Origin of the sequence: Staphylococcus sp. 8AQ (genome assembly GCF_902506595.1) — a bacterium.
GTDB classification, from domain to species: Bacteria; Bacillota; Bacilli; order Staphylococcales; family Staphylococcaceae; genus Staphylococcus; species Staphylococcus pasteuri.
Window position 1 is genome coordinate 26,323 of sequence record NZ_LR733871.1, and the last position, 20,193, is coordinate 46,515.

18 protein-coding genes, 8 tRNA genes and 3 rRNA genes are annotated in these 20,193 nt (G+C 33.4%); 27 read left to right on the forward strand and 2 right to left on the reverse strand.

Going from position 1 to position 20,193, the window contains the following annotated elements; translation table 11 throughout:
- The first annotated feature begins 1 nt into the window (after position 1).
- The 22 genes from divIC (at position 2) to rrf (GVY01_RS00255) (ending at position 13,165) form a co-directional block, all read left to right on the forward strand.
- The gene (gene divIC, locus GVY01_RS00150; RefSeq protein ID WP_017638133.1) at positions 2–400 is read left to right on the forward strand and encodes a cell division protein DivIC; all 399 of its coding nucleotides are present in this window, start codon (positions 2–4) and stop codon (positions 398–400) included.
- Positions 401–493: 93 nt separating this feature from the next.
- Positions 494–901 carry a S1 domain-containing RNA-binding protein gene (locus GVY01_RS00155; protein WP_017638132.1) on the forward strand — a complete coding sequence of 136 codons (408 nt, stop codon included), beginning with the start codon at positions 494–496 and terminating at the stop codon, positions 899–901.
- A gap of 157 nt (positions 902–1,058) precedes the next feature.
- Positions 1,059–2,357 (forward strand): tRNA lysidine(34) synthetase TilS, encoded by a 1,299-nt coding sequence (tilS, locus tag GVY01_RS00160; protein WP_017638131.1) that lies wholly within the window; start codon positions 1,059–1,061, stop codon positions 2,355–2,357.
- A gap of 3 nt (positions 2,358–2,360) precedes the next feature.
- A complete protein-coding gene (gene hpt, locus GVY01_RS00165) occupies positions 2,361–2,897 on the forward strand; it encodes a hypoxanthine phosphoribosyltransferase (RefSeq protein WP_017638130.1) in 537 nt (178 codons plus the stop codon).
- A gap of 278 nt (positions 2,898–3,175) precedes the next feature.
- Positions 3,176–5,236: an ATP-dependent zinc metalloprotease FtsH gene (gene ftsH, locus GVY01_RS00170; RefSeq protein WP_017638129.1), complete on the forward strand. Its 2,061-nt coding sequence runs from the start codon at positions 3,176–3,178 to the stop codon at positions 5,234–5,236.
- Positions 5,237–5,484: 248 nt separating this feature from the next.
- Positions 5,485–6,366 carry an Hsp33 family molecular chaperone HslO gene (hslO, locus tag GVY01_RS00175; RefSeq protein ID WP_046467538.1) on the forward strand — a complete coding sequence of 294 codons (882 nt, stop codon included), beginning with the start codon at positions 5,485–5,487 and terminating at the stop codon, positions 6,364–6,366.
- A gap of 195 nt (positions 6,367–6,561) precedes the next feature.
- Positions 6,562–7,494 carry a cysteine synthase A gene (gene cysK, locus GVY01_RS00180; protein ID WP_017638127.1) on the forward strand — a complete coding sequence of 311 codons (933 nt, stop codon included), beginning with the start codon at positions 6,562–6,564 and terminating at the stop codon, positions 7,492–7,494.
- A gap of 197 nt (positions 7,495–7,691) precedes the next feature.
- Complete coding sequence (gene folP, locus GVY01_RS00185) at positions 7,692–8,495, forward strand: dihydropteroate synthase (protein ID WP_017638126.1); 804 nt, start codon at positions 7,692–7,694, stop codon at positions 8,493–8,495.
- Positions 8,473–8,838, forward strand: a complete 366-nt coding sequence (gene folB / locus GVY01_RS00190) for a dihydroneopterin aldolase (RefSeq protein WP_017638125.1) — start codon at positions 8,473–8,475, stop codon at positions 8,836–8,838. Before folP ends, folB begins: the two co-directional genes overlap by 23 nt.
- Positions 8,839–9,318 (forward strand): 2-amino-4-hydroxy-6-hydroxymethyldihydropteridine diphosphokinase, encoded by a 480-nt coding sequence (folK, locus tag GVY01_RS00195; protein ID WP_017638124.1) that lies wholly within the window; start codon positions 8,839–8,841, stop codon positions 9,316–9,318.
- Between the two features lie 293 nt (positions 9,319–9,611).
- Positions 9,612–11,099 (forward strand): lysine--tRNA ligase, encoded by a 1,488-nt coding sequence (gene lysS / locus GVY01_RS00200; RefSeq protein WP_017638123.1) that lies wholly within the window; start codon positions 9,612–9,614, stop codon positions 11,097–11,099.
- 382 nt (positions 11,100–11,481) lie between these two features.
- Positions 11,482–11,596: ribosomal RNA gene (gene rrf / locus GVY01_RS00205) — 5S ribosomal RNA — on the forward strand.
- Between the two features lie 11 nt (positions 11,597–11,607).
- Positions 11,608–11,683: transfer RNA gene (locus GVY01_RS00210), tRNA-Val, on the forward strand.
- Between the two features lie 7 nt (positions 11,684–11,690).
- Positions 11,691–11,766: transfer RNA gene (locus GVY01_RS00215), tRNA-Thr, on the forward strand.
- A gap of 6 nt (positions 11,767–11,772) precedes the next feature.
- Positions 11,773–11,845: transfer RNA gene (locus tag GVY01_RS00220), tRNA-Lys, on the forward strand.
- Between the two features lie 35 nt (positions 11,846–11,880).
- Positions 11,881–11,955 (forward strand) — tRNA-Gly (locus GVY01_RS00225).
- Between the two features lie 7 nt (positions 11,956–11,962).
- Positions 11,963–12,051, forward strand: a tRNA-Leu gene (locus tag GVY01_RS00230).
- 10 nt (positions 12,052–12,061) lie between these two features.
- Positions 12,062–12,138: transfer RNA gene (locus GVY01_RS00235), tRNA-Arg, on the forward strand.
- A 23-nt stretch (positions 12,139–12,161) separates the two neighbouring features.
- A tRNA-Pro gene (locus GVY01_RS00240) sits at positions 12,162–12,235 on the forward strand.
- A gap of 13 nt (positions 12,236–12,248) precedes the next feature.
- A tRNA-Ala gene (locus tag GVY01_RS00245) sits at positions 12,249–12,324 on the forward strand.
- Positions 12,325–12,573: 249 nt separating this feature from the next.
- Positions 12,574–12,688, forward strand: a 5S ribosomal RNA gene (gene rrf / locus GVY01_RS00250).
- A 362-nt stretch (positions 12,689–13,050) separates the two neighbouring features.
- Positions 13,051–13,165 (forward strand): 5S ribosomal RNA (rrf, locus tag GVY01_RS00255).
- A 615-nt stretch (positions 13,166–13,780) separates the two neighbouring features.
- Here the strand turns inward: rrf (GVY01_RS00255) and pdxR are convergent.
- Positions 13,781–15,163 carry a MocR-like pyridoxine biosynthesis transcription factor PdxR gene (gene pdxR / locus GVY01_RS00260; protein WP_017638469.1) on the reverse strand — a complete coding sequence of 461 codons (1,383 nt, stop codon included), beginning with the start codon at positions 15,161–15,163 and terminating at the stop codon, positions 13,781–13,783.
- Positions 15,164–15,259: 96 nt separating this feature from the next.
- On the opposite strand from pdxR, the gene pdxS reads away from it, so the two are divergent.
- A complete protein-coding gene (gene pdxS / locus GVY01_RS00265) occupies positions 15,260–16,147 on the forward strand; it encodes a pyridoxal 5'-phosphate synthase lyase subunit PdxS (protein WP_017638468.1) in 888 nt (295 codons plus the stop codon).
- Between the two features lie 3 nt (positions 16,148–16,150).
- Positions 16,151–16,708 (forward strand): pyridoxal 5'-phosphate synthase glutaminase subunit PdxT, encoded by a 558-nt coding sequence (pdxT, locus tag GVY01_RS00270; RefSeq protein ID WP_017638467.1) that lies wholly within the window; start codon positions 16,151–16,153, stop codon positions 16,706–16,708.
- 65 nt (positions 16,709–16,773) lie between these two features.
- Here pdxT and GVY01_RS00275 read toward each other — a convergent pair whose 3' ends face one another.
- Positions 16,774–17,988 (reverse strand): NupC/NupG family nucleoside CNT transporter, encoded by a 1,215-nt coding sequence (locus GVY01_RS00275; RefSeq protein WP_017638466.1) that lies wholly within the window; start codon positions 17,986–17,988, stop codon positions 16,774–16,776.
- A 158-nt stretch (positions 17,989–18,146) separates the two neighbouring features.
- Here GVY01_RS00275 and GVY01_RS00280 point away from each other — a divergent pair, with 158 nt between their 5' ends.
- Genes GVY01_RS00280 through GVY01_RS00290 form a run of 3 tightly spaced genes read left to right on the forward strand, consistent with a single transcriptional unit; the run spans position 18,147 to position 20,180 of the window.
- The gene (locus GVY01_RS00280) at positions 18,147–18,608 is read left to right on the forward strand and encodes a CtsR family transcriptional regulator (RefSeq protein ID WP_002451197.1); all 462 of its coding nucleotides are present in this window, start codon (positions 18,147–18,149) and stop codon (positions 18,606–18,608) included.
- A gap of 20 nt (positions 18,609–18,628) precedes the next feature.
- Positions 18,629–19,183 (forward strand): UvrB/UvrC motif-containing protein, encoded by a 555-nt coding sequence (locus GVY01_RS00285; RefSeq protein ID WP_017638465.1) that lies wholly within the window; start codon positions 18,629–18,631, stop codon positions 19,181–19,183.
- Positions 19,176–20,180, forward strand: a complete 1,005-nt coding sequence (locus GVY01_RS00290) for a protein arginine kinase (RefSeq protein ID WP_017638464.1) — start codon at positions 19,176–19,178, stop codon at positions 20,178–20,180. Before GVY01_RS00285 ends, GVY01_RS00290 begins: the two co-directional genes overlap by 8 nt.
- The last annotated feature ends 13 nt before the right edge of the window (positions 20,181–20,193 follow it).

Genomic DNA, 20,193 nt, shown 5'->3' on the forward strand with positions numbered 1-20,193 from the left:
AATGAATAATAAAGTTGAAAATATTGGTAATCAATATACATCTAAAGAAAACCAAAAGAAACAAAGACAACGCAAAAAGATGCGTGTTGTTCGCCGAAGAATCACTTTATTTGGCGGAATCATGTTAGCAATAATCATCTTATTATGCATTATGCTTGTCGTCCAAAAGCACAGCAATGATAAAGACGCTGTAGAACGAAAACATAAAGAAGAACAATATCAAAAAAAGCAAGATGAAGAGATTGCTTTAAAAGAGAAACTAAACAATTTAAATGATAAAGATTACGTAGAAAAAGTGGCACGAGATGATTATTATTTAAGTAATAAAGGCGAAGTTATTTTTAGGTTGCCAAATGATAATAAATCCTCTAAGTCTAAGTCGTCAGATAGTGATAATTAATTAAAGTAAATCTCATTATAGCATTGTGAAATTGCTTCAACAGGAATATAATAAAGTTAAAATCGAATGAAATCGGGAGGATTTATTTAGAATATGTCAATCGAAGTAGGAAACAAGCTTAAAGGTAAAGTCACTGGTATTAAAAAATTCGGTGCATTCGTTGAGTTACCTGAAGGGAAAAGTGGCTTAGTCCATATTAGTGAAGTGGCTGATAACTACGTTGAAAATGTGGAAGATCATTTATCTTTAGATGATGAAGTAGAAGTAAAAGTACTTTCAATTGCAGATGATGGCAAAATTAGTCTTTCAATTAAAAAGGCTAAAGATCGCCCACAACGTAAACCACATCATAATAATAAATCAAATCAAAGTAAACCAGCGCCAAAAGGTGAAGACTTTGAAAAGAAATTAAGTAACTTCTTAAAAGATAGTGAAGATAAATTAACTTCTATAAAACGTCAAACTGAATCTAGACGAGGCGGTAAAGGTTCAAAACGTTAATTTCATAAATTAAGTCTGTTACAATAATATAACTTTTGTATTGTGAGTTTCTGTAAATGGACAGACAATCTAAGACTGTTTCTTGATGAAGGAGCAGTCTATTTTTATTGTAATGATGATTTGGTATTTGATTAGCTTGTGCGGAGGTGAATAGTTGATGGAAATGAATTCAACAGGTTGGTCAAAAGATGACCATATTGTATTAGCTGTATCAACAGGAATAGATAGCATGTGCCTATTACATCTTTTATTAAATGAATATCAACATACATATCGTAAATTAACATGCATTCATGTTAATCATGGCTTACGACAAGAATCAGCAGAGGAAGAAACGTTCTTTAAAACGTTTTGCGAAAAACACCATATTGACTATTATATTAAACACCTTGATTTAAATAATATCGTAGAAGCGGGAAATAGTATTCAAAACGAATCGCGTCAATATCGCTACGACTGGTTTGATTTTATGATGAAAAAACTTAAGGCTGATGTATTATTAACAGCACATCATCAAGATGATCAAATTGAGACTATATTTTATAGGTTGTTTACAGGGAGATTTACTCGTAGTACTCTGGGCATTGCTTATGAATCAAATCGTCAACATTATAAACTTTGTCGGCCGTTATTAAATATTTCTAAAGATCAAATTAAGAAGTATCAATCGGAATTTCATGTTCCATTTTATGAAGATACATCAAATCACAAAAACGTATATGTAAGAAATGATATACGTAATCGTATTTTACCTGCGATTTTAGACAACGAACAATTAAGTATCGACCACTTATTAAAGTTAAAATCTTGGCATGATCAAGAATTAGAAACACTTCGCAATTTAGCAAGCCAATTTATTGATGAAAAAGCTCTTATAAAGGCGAATCAAACTAAAATTACTATTCCAAGAACTAGCTTTAATCAATTAACAGATAATGTAAAGGTGCATGTACTTGACCAAATATTTGAAAAAATCTCCTTAGCAACTTCAATATCTGATAAAATGTATCAGTCATGGTTCGACCAATTTGCAAGTCAAAAATCACAATTTACGATTGATATTACAGATAAATGGATAATTCAAATTTCATATGATACATTTATAATAATGACTAATACAGAAATGAACGATGTAAGTTCAATAAAAGTCATCGAAACACCTCATACATATCACTTTGGAGATTATGAAATTATCATACAATCAGATTTCCCGTTAGAACAATTACCATTAACTATAAGAACACGTCAAAATGGTGACCGTTTTTTATTAAACGGTAGTGAAAACAAACATAAAAAAGTAAGTCGGTTATTGATTGATTGTAAAATCGATGCTATTGAACGCAATCGTTTACCAATTGTTATTAATGCAGAGGGAAATGTTATCGCTGTGGGTCAGTTATATATCAATAAAAACTATAAACATTATATAAACATTAGAAATATTGGAGATGAATAGCAAATGCATAAGGATATAAAAAATATTGTAATGAGTGAAGAAGAAATTCAAACCATTTGTAAGGACTTAGGAGAACAGTTGACTAAAGATTATCAAGATAAACCACTTGTTTGTATTGGGATTTTAAAAGGATCAGTCATGTTTATGGCGGATTTAATCAAACGTATTGATACACATTTATCGATTGATTTTATGGATGTGTCAAGTTATCACGGTGGTACTGAATCAACTGGTGAAGTTCAAATCATCAAAGATTTAGGTTCTTCTATTGAAAACAAAGATGTCTTAATTATTGAAGATATTTTAGAAACTGGTACAACATTGAAATCAATTACTGAATTATTACAATCAAGAAAAGTAAACTCATTAGAAATTGTTACTTTATTAGATAAACCAAATCGTAGAAAAGCTAATATTGAAGCAAAATACGTAGGTAAAAAAATTCCTGACGAGTTTGTAGTTGGATACGGACTTGATTACGGAGAACATTATAGAAACTTACCTTACATCGGCACTTTAAAACCGGAAGTATATTCATAAAGTAACAAGTTAATTTCGATGTTAAAAAGTTGGGTACGATGTTTTATTACTATGATTAAACATCATTTTAGTGTAGACTCAATTTAAATCACGATGTCTAAATTAAACATGACATTACTTATTTTTAAATCATGATATAACTAAAAATTAAAAATCTATATAGTGGAAGTTGACTAAAATTGAAGAACCAATACTAAAGTTGAAATAGTAGCCTGGTCAAGATGTATTGTGTTACAATTTTTGTTAGTTTTATTATTGGAAGTAGGAGGAAATGACACATGCAGAAAGCGTTTCGCAATGTGCTAGTTATCGCAATTATAGGCGTTATAATATTTGGCCTTTTTTCTTTCCTAAATGGTAATGGAAATATGCCAAAGCAACTTACATATACGCAGTTTGTTAGTAAATTGGATAAAGGCGATTTAAAATCATTAGAAATTCAACCTGAACAAAACGTATACATGGTAAGCGGTAAAACAAAAAAAGGTGAAGATTATTCATCAACAATTTTATTTAACAACGAAAAAGATTTACAAAAAATTACTGATACAGCTCAGAAACAAGATGGATTGAAATTTACAGTTAAAGAAGAAGAAGAACAAAGTGTGTTTGTTAGTATTCTAACAACATTGATTCCTGTTTTAATCATTGCATTATTATTTATTTTCTTCCTTAGCCAAGCTCAAGGTGGCGGTGGCGGCGGTCGTATGATGAACTTTGGTAAATCCAAAGCTAAAATGTACGATAGCAGTAAACGCCGTGTTCGTTTCTCAGATGTTGCAGGTGCAGATGAAGAGAAACAAGAACTTGTAGAAATTGTAGACTTCTTAAAAGATAACAAGAAATTTAAACAAATGGGTTCTAGAATACCAAAAGGTGTTTTACTTGTTGGACCTCCAGGTACTGGTAAAACATTACTTGCACGTGCTGTTGCTGGTGAAGCCGGCGCACCATTCTTCTCAATAAGTGGTTCAGACTTTGTTGAGATGTTTGTCGGTGTTGGTGCAAGTCGTGTACGTGACTTATTTGAAAATGCTAAGAAAAATGCACCATGTATTATCTTTATCGATGAGATTGATGCTGTAGGTCGTCAACGTGGTGCAGGTGTTGGTGGTGGACACGACGAACGTGAACAAACACTTAACCAATTATTAGTTGAAATGGATGGCTTTGGTGAAAATGAAGGTATCATCATGATTGCTGCTACAAACCGTCCTGACATTTTAGACCCAGCGTTATTACGTCCTGGACGTTTTGACAGACAAATTCAAGTTGGTCGTCCCGATGTTAAGGGTCGTGAAGCTATTTTACATGTACATGCTAAAAACAAACCACTTGATGAAACTGTTGATTTAAAAGCTATTTCTCAAAGAACACCAGGTTTCTCTGGTGCTGACTTAGAAAACTTATTAAACGAAGCATCATTAATTGCTGCACGTGAAGGCAAGAACAAAATTGATATGCGTGATATAGAAGAAGCGACAGACCGTGTCATCGCTGGTCCAGCTAAGAAATCACGTGTTATCTCTGATAAAGAAAGAAATATTGTTGCTCACCATGAAGCTGGTCATACTATTATTGGTATGGTACTTGATGAAGCAGAAGTTGTTCACAAAGTGACTATCGTTCCACGTGGACAAGCTGGTGGTTATGCGATGATGTTACCTAAACAAGATCGATTCTTAATGACAGAACCGGAACTATTAGATAAAATTTGTGGTTTACTTGGTGGTCGTGTATCAGAAGATATTAACTTCGGTGAGGTTTCTACTGGTGCTTCAAACGACTTTGAAAGAGCTACACAAATTGCTCGATCAATGGTTACTGAATATGGTATGAGTAAAAAACTCGGACCTTTACAATTCTCTAGTAGCGGTAATGGCCAAGTATTCTTAGGTAAAGATATGCAAGGTGAACCAAATTACTCAGGTCAAATTGCTTATGAAATTGATAAAGAAGTACAACGTATTGTTAAAGAACAATATGAACGTTGTAAAGAAATCTTATTAGAACATCAAGAACAATTAAAACTTATTGCTAAGACATTACTTACTGAGGAAACATTGGTTGCAGAACAAATTCAATCATTATTCCATGAAGGTAAATTACCTGAAGTTGATTATGATTCTGCAGAAGTTGTAACAGAAACTGACTCAGAATTCAAAGACGGTAAATATGGTAAATCATACGAAGATGTTCGAAAAGAACAATCTTTAGATAATAATGACGGTGAAAGTGATCATGATAATGATGAATCAGATACTGAATCAACAGGACATGAACAATCACCAAACATTGATAAACCATATAATCCTAATGATCCAAATCATAGAGAATAATTAGTTCTTAGTTCAATCCCCTTACTGTAATAGTAAGGGGATGTTTTTTATATTAGTAATAGTGAGAGAAGAAAGTTAGCTTAGACTATAGCGAAACTCGATTCTTCTTTTAAAAAGCAAAGTAAATATAATGTGAAACAAATAATTTCATGAAAATAAGCAACAGATGTATAATAGTTATTCGAAAATGATATTCAAAATATGAAATGATAAATAATAGAGAACCTCATTAAAAGGAGAAATAAATAATGACACATGATTATATAGTTAAAGCCCTAGCATTTGATGGAGAAATAAGAGCATATGCTTCATTAACAACTGAATCAGTTCAAGAAGCACAAACAAGACACTATACATGGCCAACAGCCTCAGCAGCAATGGGAAGAACAATGACTGCTACGGTAATGATGGGCGCAATGTTAAAAGGAACTCAAAAATTAACAGTAACAGTTGATGGTCGCGGTCCAATAGGGAAAATTATTGCGGATGCGGATGCAAAAGGTAACGTACGCGCTTACGTAGACCATCCACAAACGCATTTTCCTTTAAATGAACAAGGAAAATTAGATGTAAGAAGAGCAGTTGGGACAGAAGGCTCAATTCAAGTAGTTAAAGATGTAGGTATGAAAGATTACTTTTCTGGATCAAGTCCAATTGTATCAGGTGAATTAGGAGAAGACTTCACTTATTATTATGCTACAAGTGAACAAACACCTTCATCAGTTGGATTAGGTGTACTTGTTAATCCTGATAACACAATTAAAGCAGCCGGTGGATTTATTATACAAGTAATGCCGGGAGCTAAAGAAGAAACTATTAATAAGTTGGAAGAAGCTATTAACCAAATGACACCTGTATCTAAATTAATTGAACAAGGCCTAACACCTGAAGGTATTTTAAATGAAATACTTGGAGAAGATAACGTTCAAATATTGGAAACTTCTCCAGTACAATTCGAATGTAATTGCAGTCATGAAAAATTCTTGAACGCAATCAAAGGATTAGGAGAAGCTGAAATATCCGATATGATTAAAGAAGATCATGGTGCAGAAGCAGTTTGTCACTTCTGTGGTAATAAATACAATTATAGTGAATCCGAATTAAATCAATTATTAGAATCTATGGCTTAAATTAATTAATATATTGGTAGTATTTTGAGTTAACGTTTACTTTAATTTGGTTTAGGGAAGATTTTAAAATGTATAACAATTACTCAATTTCAGTATAAATAAAATATATTTGTATTTTGAGAAAATTCTGATAGAATAAAGATATCCGATAAAAAGACTAAGCTTTATTAATTTCGTTGAAAAGGAGTGTTTTTAATGGCACAAAAACCAGTAGAAAATATTACACAAATAATTGGAAATACACCTGTAGTTAAGTTGAGAAATGTTGTTGATGAAGATGCAGCAGATATTTATGTTAAATTAGAATATCAAAATCCAGGCGGTTCAGTAAAAGACCGTATCGCATTAGCTATGATTGAAAAAGCTGAAAAAGAAGGAAAAATTAAACCTGGTGATACAATTGTAGAACCGACAAGTGGTAACACAGGTATTGGTTTAGCATTTGTCTGTGCAGCAAAAGGTTATAAAGCAGTATTTACTATGCCTGAAACAATGAGTCAGGAACGTCGTAACTTATTAAAAGCATATGGTGCTGAATTAGTATTAACTCCAGGATCAGAAGCTATGAAAGGCGCTATTAAAAAAGCTAAAGAATTAAAAGAAGAACACGGTTATTTTGAACCACAACAATTCGAAAACCAAGCAAACCCTGAAATTCATGAACTTACAACAGGTCCAGAATTAGTAGAACAATTTGAAGGTAAAAAAATTGATGCGTTCTTAGCTGGTGTTGGAACTGGTGGTACACTTTCAGGTGTAGGTAAAGTATTAAGAAAACAATATCCTGAAATTGAAATTGTGGCTATTGAACCAGAAGCATCTCCAGTACTTAGTGGTGGAGAACCAGGACCACATAAATTACAAGGTTTAGGTGCAGGATTTGTTCCAGATACGTTAAATACTGATATTTACGACAGTATTATTAAAGTAGGAAATGAAACAGCAATGGAAATGGCACGTCGTGTTGCTAAAGAAGAAGGTATCTTATCAGGTATTTCTTCAGGTGCAGCTATTCATGCAGCCATTCAAAAAGCAAAAGAATTAGGTAAAGGTAAAACAGTAGTAACAGTATTACCAAGTAATGGTGAACGTTACTTATCTACACCTTTATACTCATTCGATGATTAATTATAATAGATGTATTAGCGGGGTGTGTAACTCCGCTATTTTTTATGTCTTATTGTAAGTGAAATCATTTTATTTACAGATTAATCGATATAATTATCGAACATTCTGATTTTGACACTGAAATTATTATGTGAGTAATGATATCATTATAAGTGAGACTAATGATATTTATATTAATGAAATGAAAAGGTGATTAAATGTCAAAAACAAAAATTATGGGCATACTTAACGTTACGCCAGACTCATTTTCAGATGGTGGAAAATACAATTCAGTTGAAAATGCGGTTGAAAGAGCGAAAGAAATGATAAATGAAGGTGTTGATATTATTGATGTAGGTGGTGTATCAACAAGACCAGGATATAAAGAAATTACGCTTGAGGAAGAGTTAGATAGAGTTGTACCTGTAGTTAAGTCTTTAATAGAACTCGATACACAAATATCAATAGATACATATAGAAGTGAAGTAGCTGAAGCTTGTTTAAAATTAGGCGCTACAATGATTAATGATCAATGGGCTGGATTGTTTGATCCTAAAATATTTGAAGTTGTCGCTAATTACAATGCAGAAATCGTACTTATGCATAATGGTGATGGACAAAGAGATAAACCGGTTGTCGATGAAATGTTAGTAACTTTATTATCGCAAGCTAATAAAGCTGAGATGGCTGGTATTCCTCAAGAAAAAATTTGGCTTGATCCAGGTATAGGTTTTGCGAAAACACGTGAAGAAGAAAATGAAGTGATGGCTCGACTTGATGAATTAGTAGCTACAGAATATCCGGTATTACTTGCGACTAGTCGTAAAAGGTTTATTAAGGAAATGATAGGTAAAGATACCAAACCTTTAGAGAGGGATGAAGCTACAGCATCAACAACTGCCTATGGTATAATGAAGGGCGTTAAAGCTGTCAGAGTTCACCATGTCGAACTCAACGCTCGAATTGCACAAGGTATGGACTTTTTAAAGGAGAATGAAAATGAAAGACATCATATTTCTTAATGGAATGCGTTTTTACGGATATCATGGGGCATTGTCAGCTGAAAATGAAATAGGACAAATATTTGTTGTAGATCTCACTTTAAAAGTTGATTTGAAAGACGCTGGTAAGTCAGATGATGTAAAGGATACAGTCCATTATGGAGAAGTGTTTGAAGATGTAAAATCTATTGTTGAGGGTGAGCCTTCGAATTTACTCGAGCATCTAGCTGAACGTATTGCAAAACGTATAAATTCACACTATAATCGTGTAATGGAAACAAAAGTTAGAATCACTAAAGAGAACCCACCTATACCTGGTCACTACGATGGAGTAGGTATTGAAATAGTGAGGGAGAGTCATTAAATGATTAAAGCATATTTAGGTTTGGGAAGTAATATAGGCGACAGAGAGCAACAATTAAAGCAAGCTATTCAAATCTTAAATCAATACGAAAATATTGATGTTACAGATATATCCCCTATATATGAAACAGATCCAGTAGGGTATACCGATCAGCCTAAATTTTTAAATTTATGTATAGAAATTGAAACAACATTAACAGCAAGACAATTGTTAACATGTTGTTTAGATACAGAACAAGAACTTCATCGTGTTAGAAAAATTAGATGGGGACCTCGTACATTAGATATAGATATATTATTATATGGAAATAACATTATAGAAGAGAATGATTTGGTAGTACCTCATCCTAGAATGGTTGAGCGTGCTTTTGTATTGATTCCATTGAACGACATTGCCTCTAAACAAATTGAACCTCGCTCTAATAAAACGATTGGGTCAATAGTCACTGAGGATAATACAGTTAAAAAGTACAAAGAATAAATTGAAAAAGCATTTATTTTATAATGGATTTAAACTCATGCGTTAGGATAAAGTAAAAATTCCTTTATAACATCTTTATGGTTTAGTAGAATTGAAAGGTAACTATATTGACGTTATGTTATAGAAAAGGGAAATATGCTTTTAGTATCTTAAAAGTGCTAAAATAATTTTTGGAATTAAAAACATTGTATCAAGTATCAATAGAACAACAAATGGTTGCTAATTTATAATATTTCCAACTAGAACGTATAAAATAATTAACTGAAAACAAGAAGCCTAAAGGAGAGAAAGTTATGTCAGAAGAAATGAATGACCAAATGCAGGTCCGTCGACAAAAATTACAAGAATTAAGAGATTTAGGAATTGATCCATTTGGTCAAAGATATGATCGTTCTGCATCAGCATCTGAGCTAAAAACAGATTGGGACGAATTCTCAAAAGAAGAATTACATGAAAAAGAAGAACAAAGCCATGTAGCTATAGCTGGACGCATTATGACTAAACGTGGTAAAGGTAAAGCGGGATTTGCACATGTTCAAGATTTATCAGGGCAAATCCAAATCTATGTAAGAAAAGATCAAGTTGGAGATGAACAATTTGATTTATGGAAAAACGCTGACTTAGGAGACATTGTTGGTGTTGAAGGTGTAATGTTCAAAACTAATACTGGTGAATTATCAGTAAAAGCTAAATCATTTACTTTATTAACTAAAGCTTTAAGACCATTACCTGATAAATTCCATGGATTGCAAGATATTGAGCAACGTTACCGTCAACGTTACTTAGATTTAATCACTAACCAAGATAGTACGCGTACATTTATTAATCGTAGTAAGATTATTCAAGAAATGCGTAATTACTTAAACAAACAAGGTTTCTTAGAAGTAGAAACGCCTATGATGCACCAAATTGCTGGTGGTGCTGCTGCTAGACCATTTGTTACTCATCACAATGCATTAGATGCTACTTTATATATGCGTATTGCTATCGAACTACATTTAAAACGATTAATTGTAGGTGGACTAGAAAAAGTATACGAAATCGGACGTGTATTCCGTAACGAAGGTGTATCTACACGACATAATCCAGAATTCACAATGATTGAATTATATGAGGCATATGCAGATTATCATGACATTATGGACCTAACAGAATCAATGGTTAGACACATTGCACAAGAAGTGCTTGGTTCAGCTAAAGTTCAATATAATGGTACTGAAATCGACTTAGAGTCTTCTTGGACAAGATTGCACATTGTTGATGCAGTTAAAGAAGCTACTGGCGTAAACTTTTATGAAGTTAAATCAGATGAAGAAGCTAAAGCACTAGCTAAAGAACATGGTATTGAAATTACTGAAAACATGAAGTATGGTCACATATTAAATGAATTCTTTGAACAAAAAGTAGAAGAAACATTAATTCAACCAACGTTTATATACGGTCATCCAATTGATATTTCACCGTTGGCTAAAAAGAATCCGGAAGATCCAAGATTTACAGACAGATTCGAGCTATTCATTGTAGGTAGAGAACATGCCAATGCATTCACTGAGTTAAATGATCCTATCGATCAAAAAGAAAGATTTGAAGCTCAATTAGTTGAAAAAGAACAAGGTAATGATGAAGCGCATGAAATGGATGAAGACTATATTGAAGCATTAGAATATGGTATGCCTCCAACAGGTGGTTTAGGAATCGGAATTGATAGATTGGTTATGCTATTAACTGATTCTCCATCAATTAGAGATGTATTATTATTCCCATATATGAGAGAAAAATAAATGATTTCTATATAAGCACTAATCACTCAGGTGGTTAGTGCTTTTGTTTTATTATAAAAATGAAAAATAATGATTAAACAATTTGTTACCTTTAGTTTGAAAAAGTAACAAATTTATTGATGGAAAGTAATAATACCTATAGTTTAGTGAGTAGAGATGTGATAGAATAATTCAAGTGGAAAAGTTGAACGGACTTAATTCTAAGTTTTTTAAAAAACTTGAAACAAACCATTGACTTTATAAAACAAATGAAGTAATATATAAAAGTCGTCAAAAACACAGAGGAAGTAAAGAGAATGTAAAATTCTTTTTAATAAAGTGTAAAATTGACTATTGAAATCAATCAAACAAACGTTTATCATTAATAAAGTAAGTTAATTTGTCTGGTGACAATAGCAAAGAGGTCACACCTGTTCCCATGCCGAACACAGAAGTTAAGCTCTTTAGCGCCGATGGTAGTCGGACTAACGTTCCGCTAGAGTAGGACGTTACCAGGCAATAGATAACAGGAGAATTAGCTCAGCTGGGAGAGCATCTGCCTTACAAGCAGAGGGTCGGCGGTTCGAACCCGTCATTCTCCACCATTTAATTGCCGGCCTAGCTCAACTGGTAGAGCAACTGACTTGTAATCAGTAGGTTGGGGGTTCAAGTCCTCTGGCCGGCACCATCTTTTGAGCCATTAGCTCAGTTGGTAGAGCATCTGACTTTTAATCAGAGGGTCAGAGGTTCGAATCCTCTATGGCTCATTACGATTTTAATTATATTTTTAAAGCAAAATAATGCAGAAGTAGTTCAGCGGTAGAATACGACCTTGCCAAGGTCGGGGTCGCGGGTTCGAATCCCGTCTTCTGCTCCATTATTTTGCCGGGGTGGCGGAACTGGCAGACGCACAGGACTTAAAATCCTGCGGTGAGAGATCACCGTACCGGTTCGATTCCGGTCCTCGGCACCATCTTTAAATAGCGCCCGTAGCTCAACTGGATAGAGCGTTTGACTACGGATCAAGAGGTTATGGGTTCGACTCCTATCGGGCGCGCCATTTTTAAAGTTAATAACTACATACGGGAAGTAGCTCAGCTTGGTAGAGCACTTGGTTTGGGACCAAGGGGTCGCAGGTTCGAATCCTGTCTTCCCGACTTCTTAAATAATGGGGGCTTAGCTCAGATGGGAGAGCGCCTGCTTTGCACGCAGGAGGTCAGCGGTTCGATCCCGCTAGTCTCCACCATGATTTATTACATTAATGAACATTGAAAACTGAATGACAATATGTCAACGTTAATTCCAATAATGTAACGAAAGTTACAACAATTAATTTAGTTTTTATGAGCTAATCAAACATCATAATTTTTTATGGAGAGTTTGATCCTGGCTCAGGATGAACGCTGGCGGCGTGCCTAATACATGCAAGTCGAGCGAACAGATAAGGAGCTTGCTCCTTTGACGTTAGCGGCGGACGGGTGAGTAACNCCATTTGTCTGGTGACAATGGCAAGGAGGTCACACCTGTTCCCATGCCGAACACAGAAGTTAAGCTCCTTAGCGCCGATGGTAGTCGGACTAACGTTCCGCTAGAGTAGGACGTTGCCAGGCAAATACTCACATATTGGCCGTTAGGTCATTTTTTTGTGGAGTATATACGATTTAAAATTAATTATAAAAAGTTGTTGACTTTAAAGTTAATAAAGCGTATAATTAATTCTTGTCGGTAAAGAAATGAACATTGAAAACTGAATGACAATATGTCAACGTTAATTCCAATAATGTAACGAAAGTTACAACAATTAATTTAGTTTTATGAGCTAATCAAACATCATAAATTTTTATGGAGAGTTTGATCCTGGCTCAGGATGAACGCTGGCGGCGTGCCTAATACATGCAAGTCGAGCGAACAGATAAGGAGCTTGCTCCTTTGACGTTAGCGGCGGACGGGTGAGTAACACGTGGTCCATTTGTCTGGTGACAATGGCAAGGAGGTCACACCTGTTCCCATGCCGAACACAGAAGTTAAGCTCCTTAGCGCCGATGGTAGTCGGACTAACGTTCCGCTAGAGTAGGACGTTGCCAGGCAAATGATAGGATGCGATGAGCCGCATTGAGACCGTAAGGTCTCTTTTTTTTTATACATAAAAAGTGAAGTGCTTTAAATCATCAATGAAGAGCGGGGCCCTAACATAGAGGATTTTGGTAGAAAATTCAACAAGCAATGCAAGTTGGGGTAAAGAACGCTACGAGCTTAGTCGAGCTAAGTGAGTAAGAGAGAGACGAAAAAGAAGAAGAATGCGAGCGTTTATCTCGAGTTGAGAAAGCTCCTTAGCGCCGATGGTAGCAGACTAACGTTCTAAAGCAAAACAGCGATTTATAATCGCATTGTTTTACTTACTTAATAGCTTTAGCTATTAAGTACAACTATATATGCCAGGCAAATGATAGGATGCGATGAGCCGCATTGAGACCGTAAGGTCTTTTTTTTATGTCTTAATTTATCTATTTAATAAAAAACTGGACGGATGAAAATTCAAATTTTATCTGTCCAGTTTTTTAATACAATATTTTTGGATGATGAAATCATTTTTAGAATATGCAACTAATATATTAAGGAATGTTTTTGTAAAGTTAATTATGAATACAATAGACTAAAGTCAATTGCATAAGTAACACTAACTTTTTAAATAAAAAGAAGTGTTACTTTATAATTAACGAATTAATAAGGGCTTCTGTATGTGAATTTAATTGTTCTTTTGGAATTCCTCCAAAACCTATAATAAACTTTGGTTTTATTTTTACATCATCATCGAATTGATATGGTGTTAATTTTAATGAGTGATGTTTAGCACGATCTATGCATTCTTCCATACTTAATCCATTTAAAACTGTTAATGTAAAATGCATACCAGTTAAAGCACCATCAACTTTTAGTTGTTCTTCATATGGGGAAAGTGCATTTAAAATATACGTTAATTTTTCTTTATAAATTTTCCTCATTTTATTTAAATGACGTTCAAAACTTCCACTGCTCATGAATTGAGCGATAATTCTTTGTATATGTACTGGAGCAGTGTTTGCTTCACTATAATCATATTGGTGGTATAAATCTAATATTTTAGGAGGTAATACTATATACGCTATTCTACAGCTTGGGTAAATTGATTTAGAGAATGTACTGATGTAAATAATTTTATCTTGTGAATCTAGACTTTGTAATGCGGGTATTGGCTTTCCAAAATATCTAAACTCTGAATCATAATCATCTTCAATAATATATCTGTTAGTTTGATGTTGAGCCCAATTGATAAGCTGTGTTCTTTTTTTCAAATTCATAACGTGTCCTGTTGGAAATTGATGTGATGGAGTAATATAAAGTACGTTATAATTCGAAGAAAAAATGGGTTTAGTTTGTATGCCGCTTTTTTCGACTGGTACTTGTAAATATTTAAATTTCTTTTTATCTAGAACTTGTTTAATAGGTGGATAACTTGGCTTTTCAATAATAAATGATGAAGATTCAAGTATATCAGTTAGCATATTTAATAATTGTTCAGTAGAAGAACCAATAACAATTTGTTGAGGGTGCGCAGTAACACCTCTACTAGTGAATAAGTAATGTGCAATTTGTTGTCTTAACTCGAATTCCCCTTGTTTATTACCTCTTTGTAAAAAATCTAAGTTATGATCTTCAAATACTTCTTTAGCGTATTTCCGGAATAAATGAGATGGGAAATGTTCTGCATCAATTTCTGATAAATTAAAAGAATAATCATAATCATTATGTTCTACATTTAAATCAATTCCATCAATTTGTTCATTTGAAATTGTTACATAGGGGTTAGGAAGAACCGGTAATGATTCAATATCAGATACATAGTATCCAGATCTCGGTTTAGAGTATATAAATCCTTCATCTAGTAGTAATTGATAGGCATGCTCAATCGTTGTGTTACTTAAAGATAAATGTTCGCTTAATTGTCGTTTAGAGGGAAATCTATCGTTGGATTGATATTGTCCTTCTATTATTTGTTTTTTCAGTTTTTCATATAAATCTAAATATAATGAATTAGAATGTCTCATTAAACTGACCGCCTTTATTATGTATAAATTGAACCTTTTTAAATATCAGTTTATCCTTTACAATAAATTTAATCAAGAAGTAAAGGGGTAGATTGTATGTCTAAAATAGTTGGATCTGAAAGAGTTAAACGTGGTATGGCTGAAATGCAAAAAGGCGGCGTCATTATGGACGTAGTTAATGCTGAACAAGCGAAAATTGCTGAAGAAGCTGGTGCTGTAGCAGTAATGGCTTTAGAAAGAGTACCTTCTGATATTAGAGCGGCGGGTGGCGTTGCTCGTAGTGCTAATCCTAAAATTGTTGAAGAAGTAATGAATGCAGTATCAATCCCAGTAATGGCTAAAGCACGAATTGGTCATATTACAGAGGCGCGCGTTTTAGAAGCAATGGGAGTGGACTATATAGATGAATCAGAAGTATTAACTCCAGCAGATGAAGAATACCATTTACGTAAAGATCAATTCACTGTACCTTTCGTTTGTGGTTGTCGTAATCTGGGCGAAGCAGCTCGTCGTATTGGCGAAGGAGCAGCTATGTTACGTACTAAAGGAGAGCCTGGTACAGGTAATATAGTAGAAGCAGTTAGACATATGAGAAGAGTGAATGCTGAAGTAAGTCGTTTGACTGTTATGAATGATGACGAAATCATGACTTTTGCCAAAGATATTGGTGCACCATACGAAGTATTAAAACAAATTAAAGATCATGGTAGATTACCAGTCGTAAACTTTGCAGCTGGTGGTGTTGCTACTCCTCAAGATGCTGCCTTAATGATGGAATTAGGCGCAGATGGAGTATTTGTTGGATCAGGTATTTTTAAATCTGAAGATCCGGAAAAATTTGCTAAAGCTATCGTTCAAGCTACTACTCATTATCAAGACTATGAACTTATCGGTAAACTAGCAGCAGAATTAGGTACAGCTATGAAAGGTTTAGATATTAATCAAATTTCTTTAGAAGAACGTATGCAAGAGCGTGGTTGGTAGTATATGAAAATAGGTGTATTAGCACTGCAAGGAGCAGTTCGAGAACATATTCGACATATAGAGTTAAGTGGTCATGAAGGTATTGCAATCAAAAAAGTAGAACAGTTAGATGATATTGATGGCTTAATATTACCTGGTGGCGAGTCAACAACATTGAGAAGATTAATGGATTTATATGGTTTTAAAGAAAAGTTACAACAATCAGAATTACCTATGTTTGGTACATGTGCAGGGCTAATAGTATTAGCCAGTGATGTTGAAGGAGAAACTGGATATTTAAATAAGTTGGATATTACTGTTGAACGTAATTCATTTGGAAGACAGGTAGATAGTTTTGAATCCGAATTAGAAATAAAAGGTATAGCTACTGATATTGAAGGCGTATTTATTAGAGCACCTCATATAGCAAAAGTTGGAGATAATGTTGAAATCTTAAGCGAAGTAGGCGACAAAATTGTCGCTGTAAAGCAAGATAAATATTTAGGAGTTTCTTTCCATCCAGAATTAACAGATGATTACCGAGTAACTGATTATTTTATTAATCATATGATTCAAAAATAAAAATAAGGCAATGCATGATTGGATTGGTTACAAACTCCAATGTATGCATTGCCTTTTATTTATTATTAGATGAAGAATCCAGCAATTGCTGCTGAAATGAATGATACAAGAGTTGCACCGAATAATAATTTTAATCCGAATCTTGCAACAACATCACCTTTTTTATCATTAAGAGATTTAATAGCACCTGAAATAATTCCAATTGAACTAAAGTTTGCAAATGATACTAAGAATACTGAAGTAACACCTTTAGCATGTTCAGAAATCCCATTTAATTTACCAAGTGCTTGCATTGCCACAAATTCATTTGATAATAGTTTAGTAGCCATCACAGAACCTGATTGAACTGCATCGTTCCATGGAACACCTGCTAAAAATGCAAACGGAGCAAATACAAATCCAATTAAAGTTTGGAAATCCCATTTGATTGCGCCACCACTTGCTAAACTAAAGCCGCCGCTCACTAAACCATTTAGTAATGCGATAATTGCGATATATCCAATTAACATTGCACCAACTATTACTGCAACTTTAAATCCGTCTAAGATATACTCTCCAAGCATTTCAAAGAAAGATTGATTTTTTGTTTCACTTTCAGCAACTAATAATTTATCATCTTCTTCATTAACTTTATATGGATTAATGATAGATGCAATAATGAAGCCACCAAATAAATTTAATACAACAGCTGTTACAACGTATTTTGGTTCAATCAATGTAAAGTAAGCACCAATAATTGAAGCTGATACTGTAGACATTGCTGATGCCGTTAATGTATATAAACGTTGTTTAGGTATGTAAGGTAATTGTTGTTTTAATGAGATAAACACTTCTGATTGACCTAAAATTGCTGCTGCTACAGCATTGTAAGATTCTAATCTACCCATACCATTAATTTTTGAAATAAGAAAACCTAAGACATTAATAATAAGAGGTAAAATTCTTGTATACTGCAAGATACCAATTAATGCTGAAATAAATACAATTGGTAATAAAACGTTAAAGAAAAATGGTGGGTTTTTAGGGTCAATATATTTAAAGCCACCAAAAACAAAATTAACTCCTTCAGCTGCTTTTGACAATAAATAACCAAATCCATTAGATATAGCACCAATGACTGAAATACCAATATTAGTTTTAAGTAAAATAAACGCAAAAATTAATTGAATAACTAGCAATAATCCAACATATTGCCATCGAATATTCTTTCTATCTGAACTAAATAAGTACGCGAGTGCTAAGAAGAAAATGATTCCAATAATCCCAATGAGAATATGCATGTGTTTTTTCATTCCTTTAATTTATTCTATTGTCTATCATACAATAAAATAGAAACGCTAACATCATAAATTTTAAAAATTTAAAGTCAAAATAATTGAAAATGGTCAAAGTTGGTCATATAATATAGTCAAAGAAGGTCAAAAAAGAGGTGATAATCATGCATAATATGTCCGACATCATAGAACAATACATTAAACATTTATTTGAAGAAACCAATGAAGACGTGGTTGAAATTCAAAGAGCAAACATAGCTCAACGTTTTGATTGTGTCCCTTCTCAATTAAACTATGTTATTAAAACACGATTCACAAATGAGCATGGTTACGAAATAGAAAGTAAACGTGGTGGCGGTGGTTACATCCGAATCACAAAAATTGAAAACAAAGATGAGACAGGTTATATTAATCATTTACTTCAGTTAATAGGTCCATCCATATCTCAACAACAAGCACTCTATTTAATAGATGGGTTGTTAGATAAAGGACTAGTTAATGAAAGAGAAGCTAAAATGATTATTGCAGCAATTGATCGAGAAACTCTGAAAATGGATATTGTATCTCGTGATATTATTAGAGCTAATATTCTCAAAAGAATTTTACCAGTTATCAATTATTATTAGGAGAATTGAGGTGTTGCTTTTTGCTTTGTGAAAATTGCCATTTAAATGAGGCTGAAGTTAAATTAACTGTTAAAAGTAAAGATGGTGTGCAAGAAAAATGGGTATGTAGTACTTGCGCACAAGGTGATAATCCATGGACACATCAAGAACAATCATCATATCATCAAGATGATATCGAAGAAGCATTTGTTGTAAAACAAATATTACAACATTTAGCTACTAAGCATGGTATTAATTTTCAAGAAATGGCATTTAAAGAAGAAAAGCGATGTCCAACTTGTCAGATGACTTTAAAAGATATTGCACATGTAGGTAAATTCGGTTGTTCAGATTGTTACGCAACTTTTAAAGATGACATTTTAGATATTGTTAGACGTGTGCAAGGTGGTCAATTTGAACATGTTGGAAAAGTACCTCAGTCTTCTTATCATAAACTTGCACTTAAAAAGAAAATCGAAGAAAAAAATCAATATTTACAAAAGTTAATAGATGAACAAGATTTTGAACAAGCAGCCATTATACGTGATGAAATTAAAGCGCTACGTGAAGAGGGCGAGGTGCAACATGATGAGTGACTTAGAGCCAAATGTAAGTAAATGGATGAAAACAGCAAAGGAAGCACCGGTTGTGATTTCATCAAGAATTCGTTTAGCTAGAAATCTAGAAAATCACGTTCACCCCCTTATGTTCCCAACAGAACAAGATGGATTCAGAGTTATTAATGAAGTACAAGATGCTTTACCTAATATGACTTTAAAAAGACTAGATGTGATGGACCAACAAAATAAAATGAAGTTAGTAGCTAAACATTTAGTAAGTCCAGAATTAATTAAACAACCGGCAGCAGCTGTCATGTTAAAAGATGATGAATCTATCAGTGTAATGATAAATGAAGAAGACCATATAAGAATTCAAGCATTAGGTACTGATTTATCATTGGAAAGATTGTACAAAGAAGCCTCAGCACTTGATGATACAATAGATCAAAAACTTGATATTAGTTATGATGAACATTTAGGTTATTTAACTACTTGTCCTACTAATATAGGTACTGGGATGAGAGCAAGCGTGATGTTGCACTTACCAGGTCTTTCAATTATGAAAAGAATGACAGGCATTTCTCAAACTATAAATAGATTTGGATTTACAATTCGAGGTATTTATGGTGAAGGATCACAAGTATATGGTCATATTTATCAGGTTTCAAACCAATTAACATTGGGGAAAACAGAAGAAGAAATTATTGAAAACTTAACAGAAGTTATTAATCAGATTATAAATGAAGAGCTTCAAATTCGGGAAAGATTAGATGAGCATAAGCAATTAGAAACGTTAGATAGAGTTTATCGTTCGCTAGGAATACTTCAAAATAGCAGACTTATTTCTATGGAAGAAGCATCATACCGGTTGAGTGAAGTTAAATTAGGTATAGATTTAAATTATATTAAACTTGATAATTTTAAATTTAATGAATTAATGGTAGGCATTCAAACTCCATTTTTATTTGATGAAGAAGATGAAACACCAGTCAATGAAAAAAGAGCTAATATTTTGAGAGAACATATAAAATAGGAGGTAACACATT

Excerpts from the sequence above, each read along its gene's own strand:
- divIC (WP_017638133.1), top strand. The coding sequence starts at position 2 with ATGAATAATAAAGTTGAAAATATTGGTAATCAATATACATCTAAAGAA.
- GVY01_RS00155 (WP_017638132.1), top strand. The coding sequence starts at position 494 with ATGTCAATCGAAGTAGGAAACAAGCTTAAAGGTAAAGTCACTGGTATT.
- tilS (WP_017638131.1), top strand. The coding sequence starts at position 1,059 with ATGGAAATGAATTCAACAGGTTGGTCAAAAGATGACCATATTGTATTA.
- hpt (WP_017638130.1), top strand. The coding sequence starts at position 2,361 with ATGCATAAGGATATAAAAAATATTGTAATGAGTGAAGAAGAAATTCAA.
- ftsH (WP_017638129.1), top strand. The coding sequence starts at position 3,176 with ATGCAGAAAGCGTTTCGCAATGTGCTAGTTATCGCAATTATAGGCGTT.
- hslO (WP_046467538.1), top strand. The coding sequence starts at position 5,485 with ATGACACATGATTATATAGTTAAAGCCCTAGCATTTGATGGAGAAATA.
- cysK (WP_017638127.1), top strand. The coding sequence starts at position 6,562 with ATGGCACAAAAACCAGTAGAAAATATTACACAAATAATTGGAAATACA.
- folP (WP_017638126.1), top strand. The coding sequence starts at position 7,692 with ATGTCAAAAACAAAAATTATGGGCATACTTAACGTTACGCCAGACTCA.
- folB (WP_017638125.1), top strand. The coding sequence starts at position 8,473 with ATGAAAGACATCATATTTCTTAATGGAATGCGTTTTTACGGATATCAT.
- folK (WP_017638124.1), top strand. The coding sequence starts at position 8,839 with ATGATTAAAGCATATTTAGGTTTGGGAAGTAATATAGGCGACAGAGAG.
- lysS (WP_017638123.1), top strand. The coding sequence starts at position 9,612 with ATGTCAGAAGAAATGAATGACCAAATGCAGGTCCGTCGACAAAAATTA.
- pdxR (WP_017638469.1), bottom strand. The coding sequence starts at position 15,163 with ATGAGACATTCTAATTCATTATATTTAGATTTATATGAAAAACTGAAA.
- pdxS (WP_017638468.1), top strand. The coding sequence starts at position 15,260 with ATGTCTAAAATAGTTGGATCTGAAAGAGTTAAACGTGGTATGGCTGAA.
- pdxT (WP_017638467.1), top strand. The coding sequence starts at position 16,151 with ATGAAAATAGGTGTATTAGCACTGCAAGGAGCAGTTCGAGAACATATT.
- GVY01_RS00275 (WP_017638466.1), bottom strand. The coding sequence starts at position 17,988 with ATGCATATTCTCATTGGGATTATTGGAATCATTTTCTTCTTAGCACTC.
- GVY01_RS00280 (WP_002451197.1), top strand. The coding sequence starts at position 18,147 with ATGCATAATATGTCCGACATCATAGAACAATACATTAAACATTTATTT.
- GVY01_RS00290 (WP_017638464.1), top strand. The coding sequence starts at position 19,176 with ATGAGTGACTTAGAGCCAAATGTAAGTAAATGGATGAAAACAGCAAAG.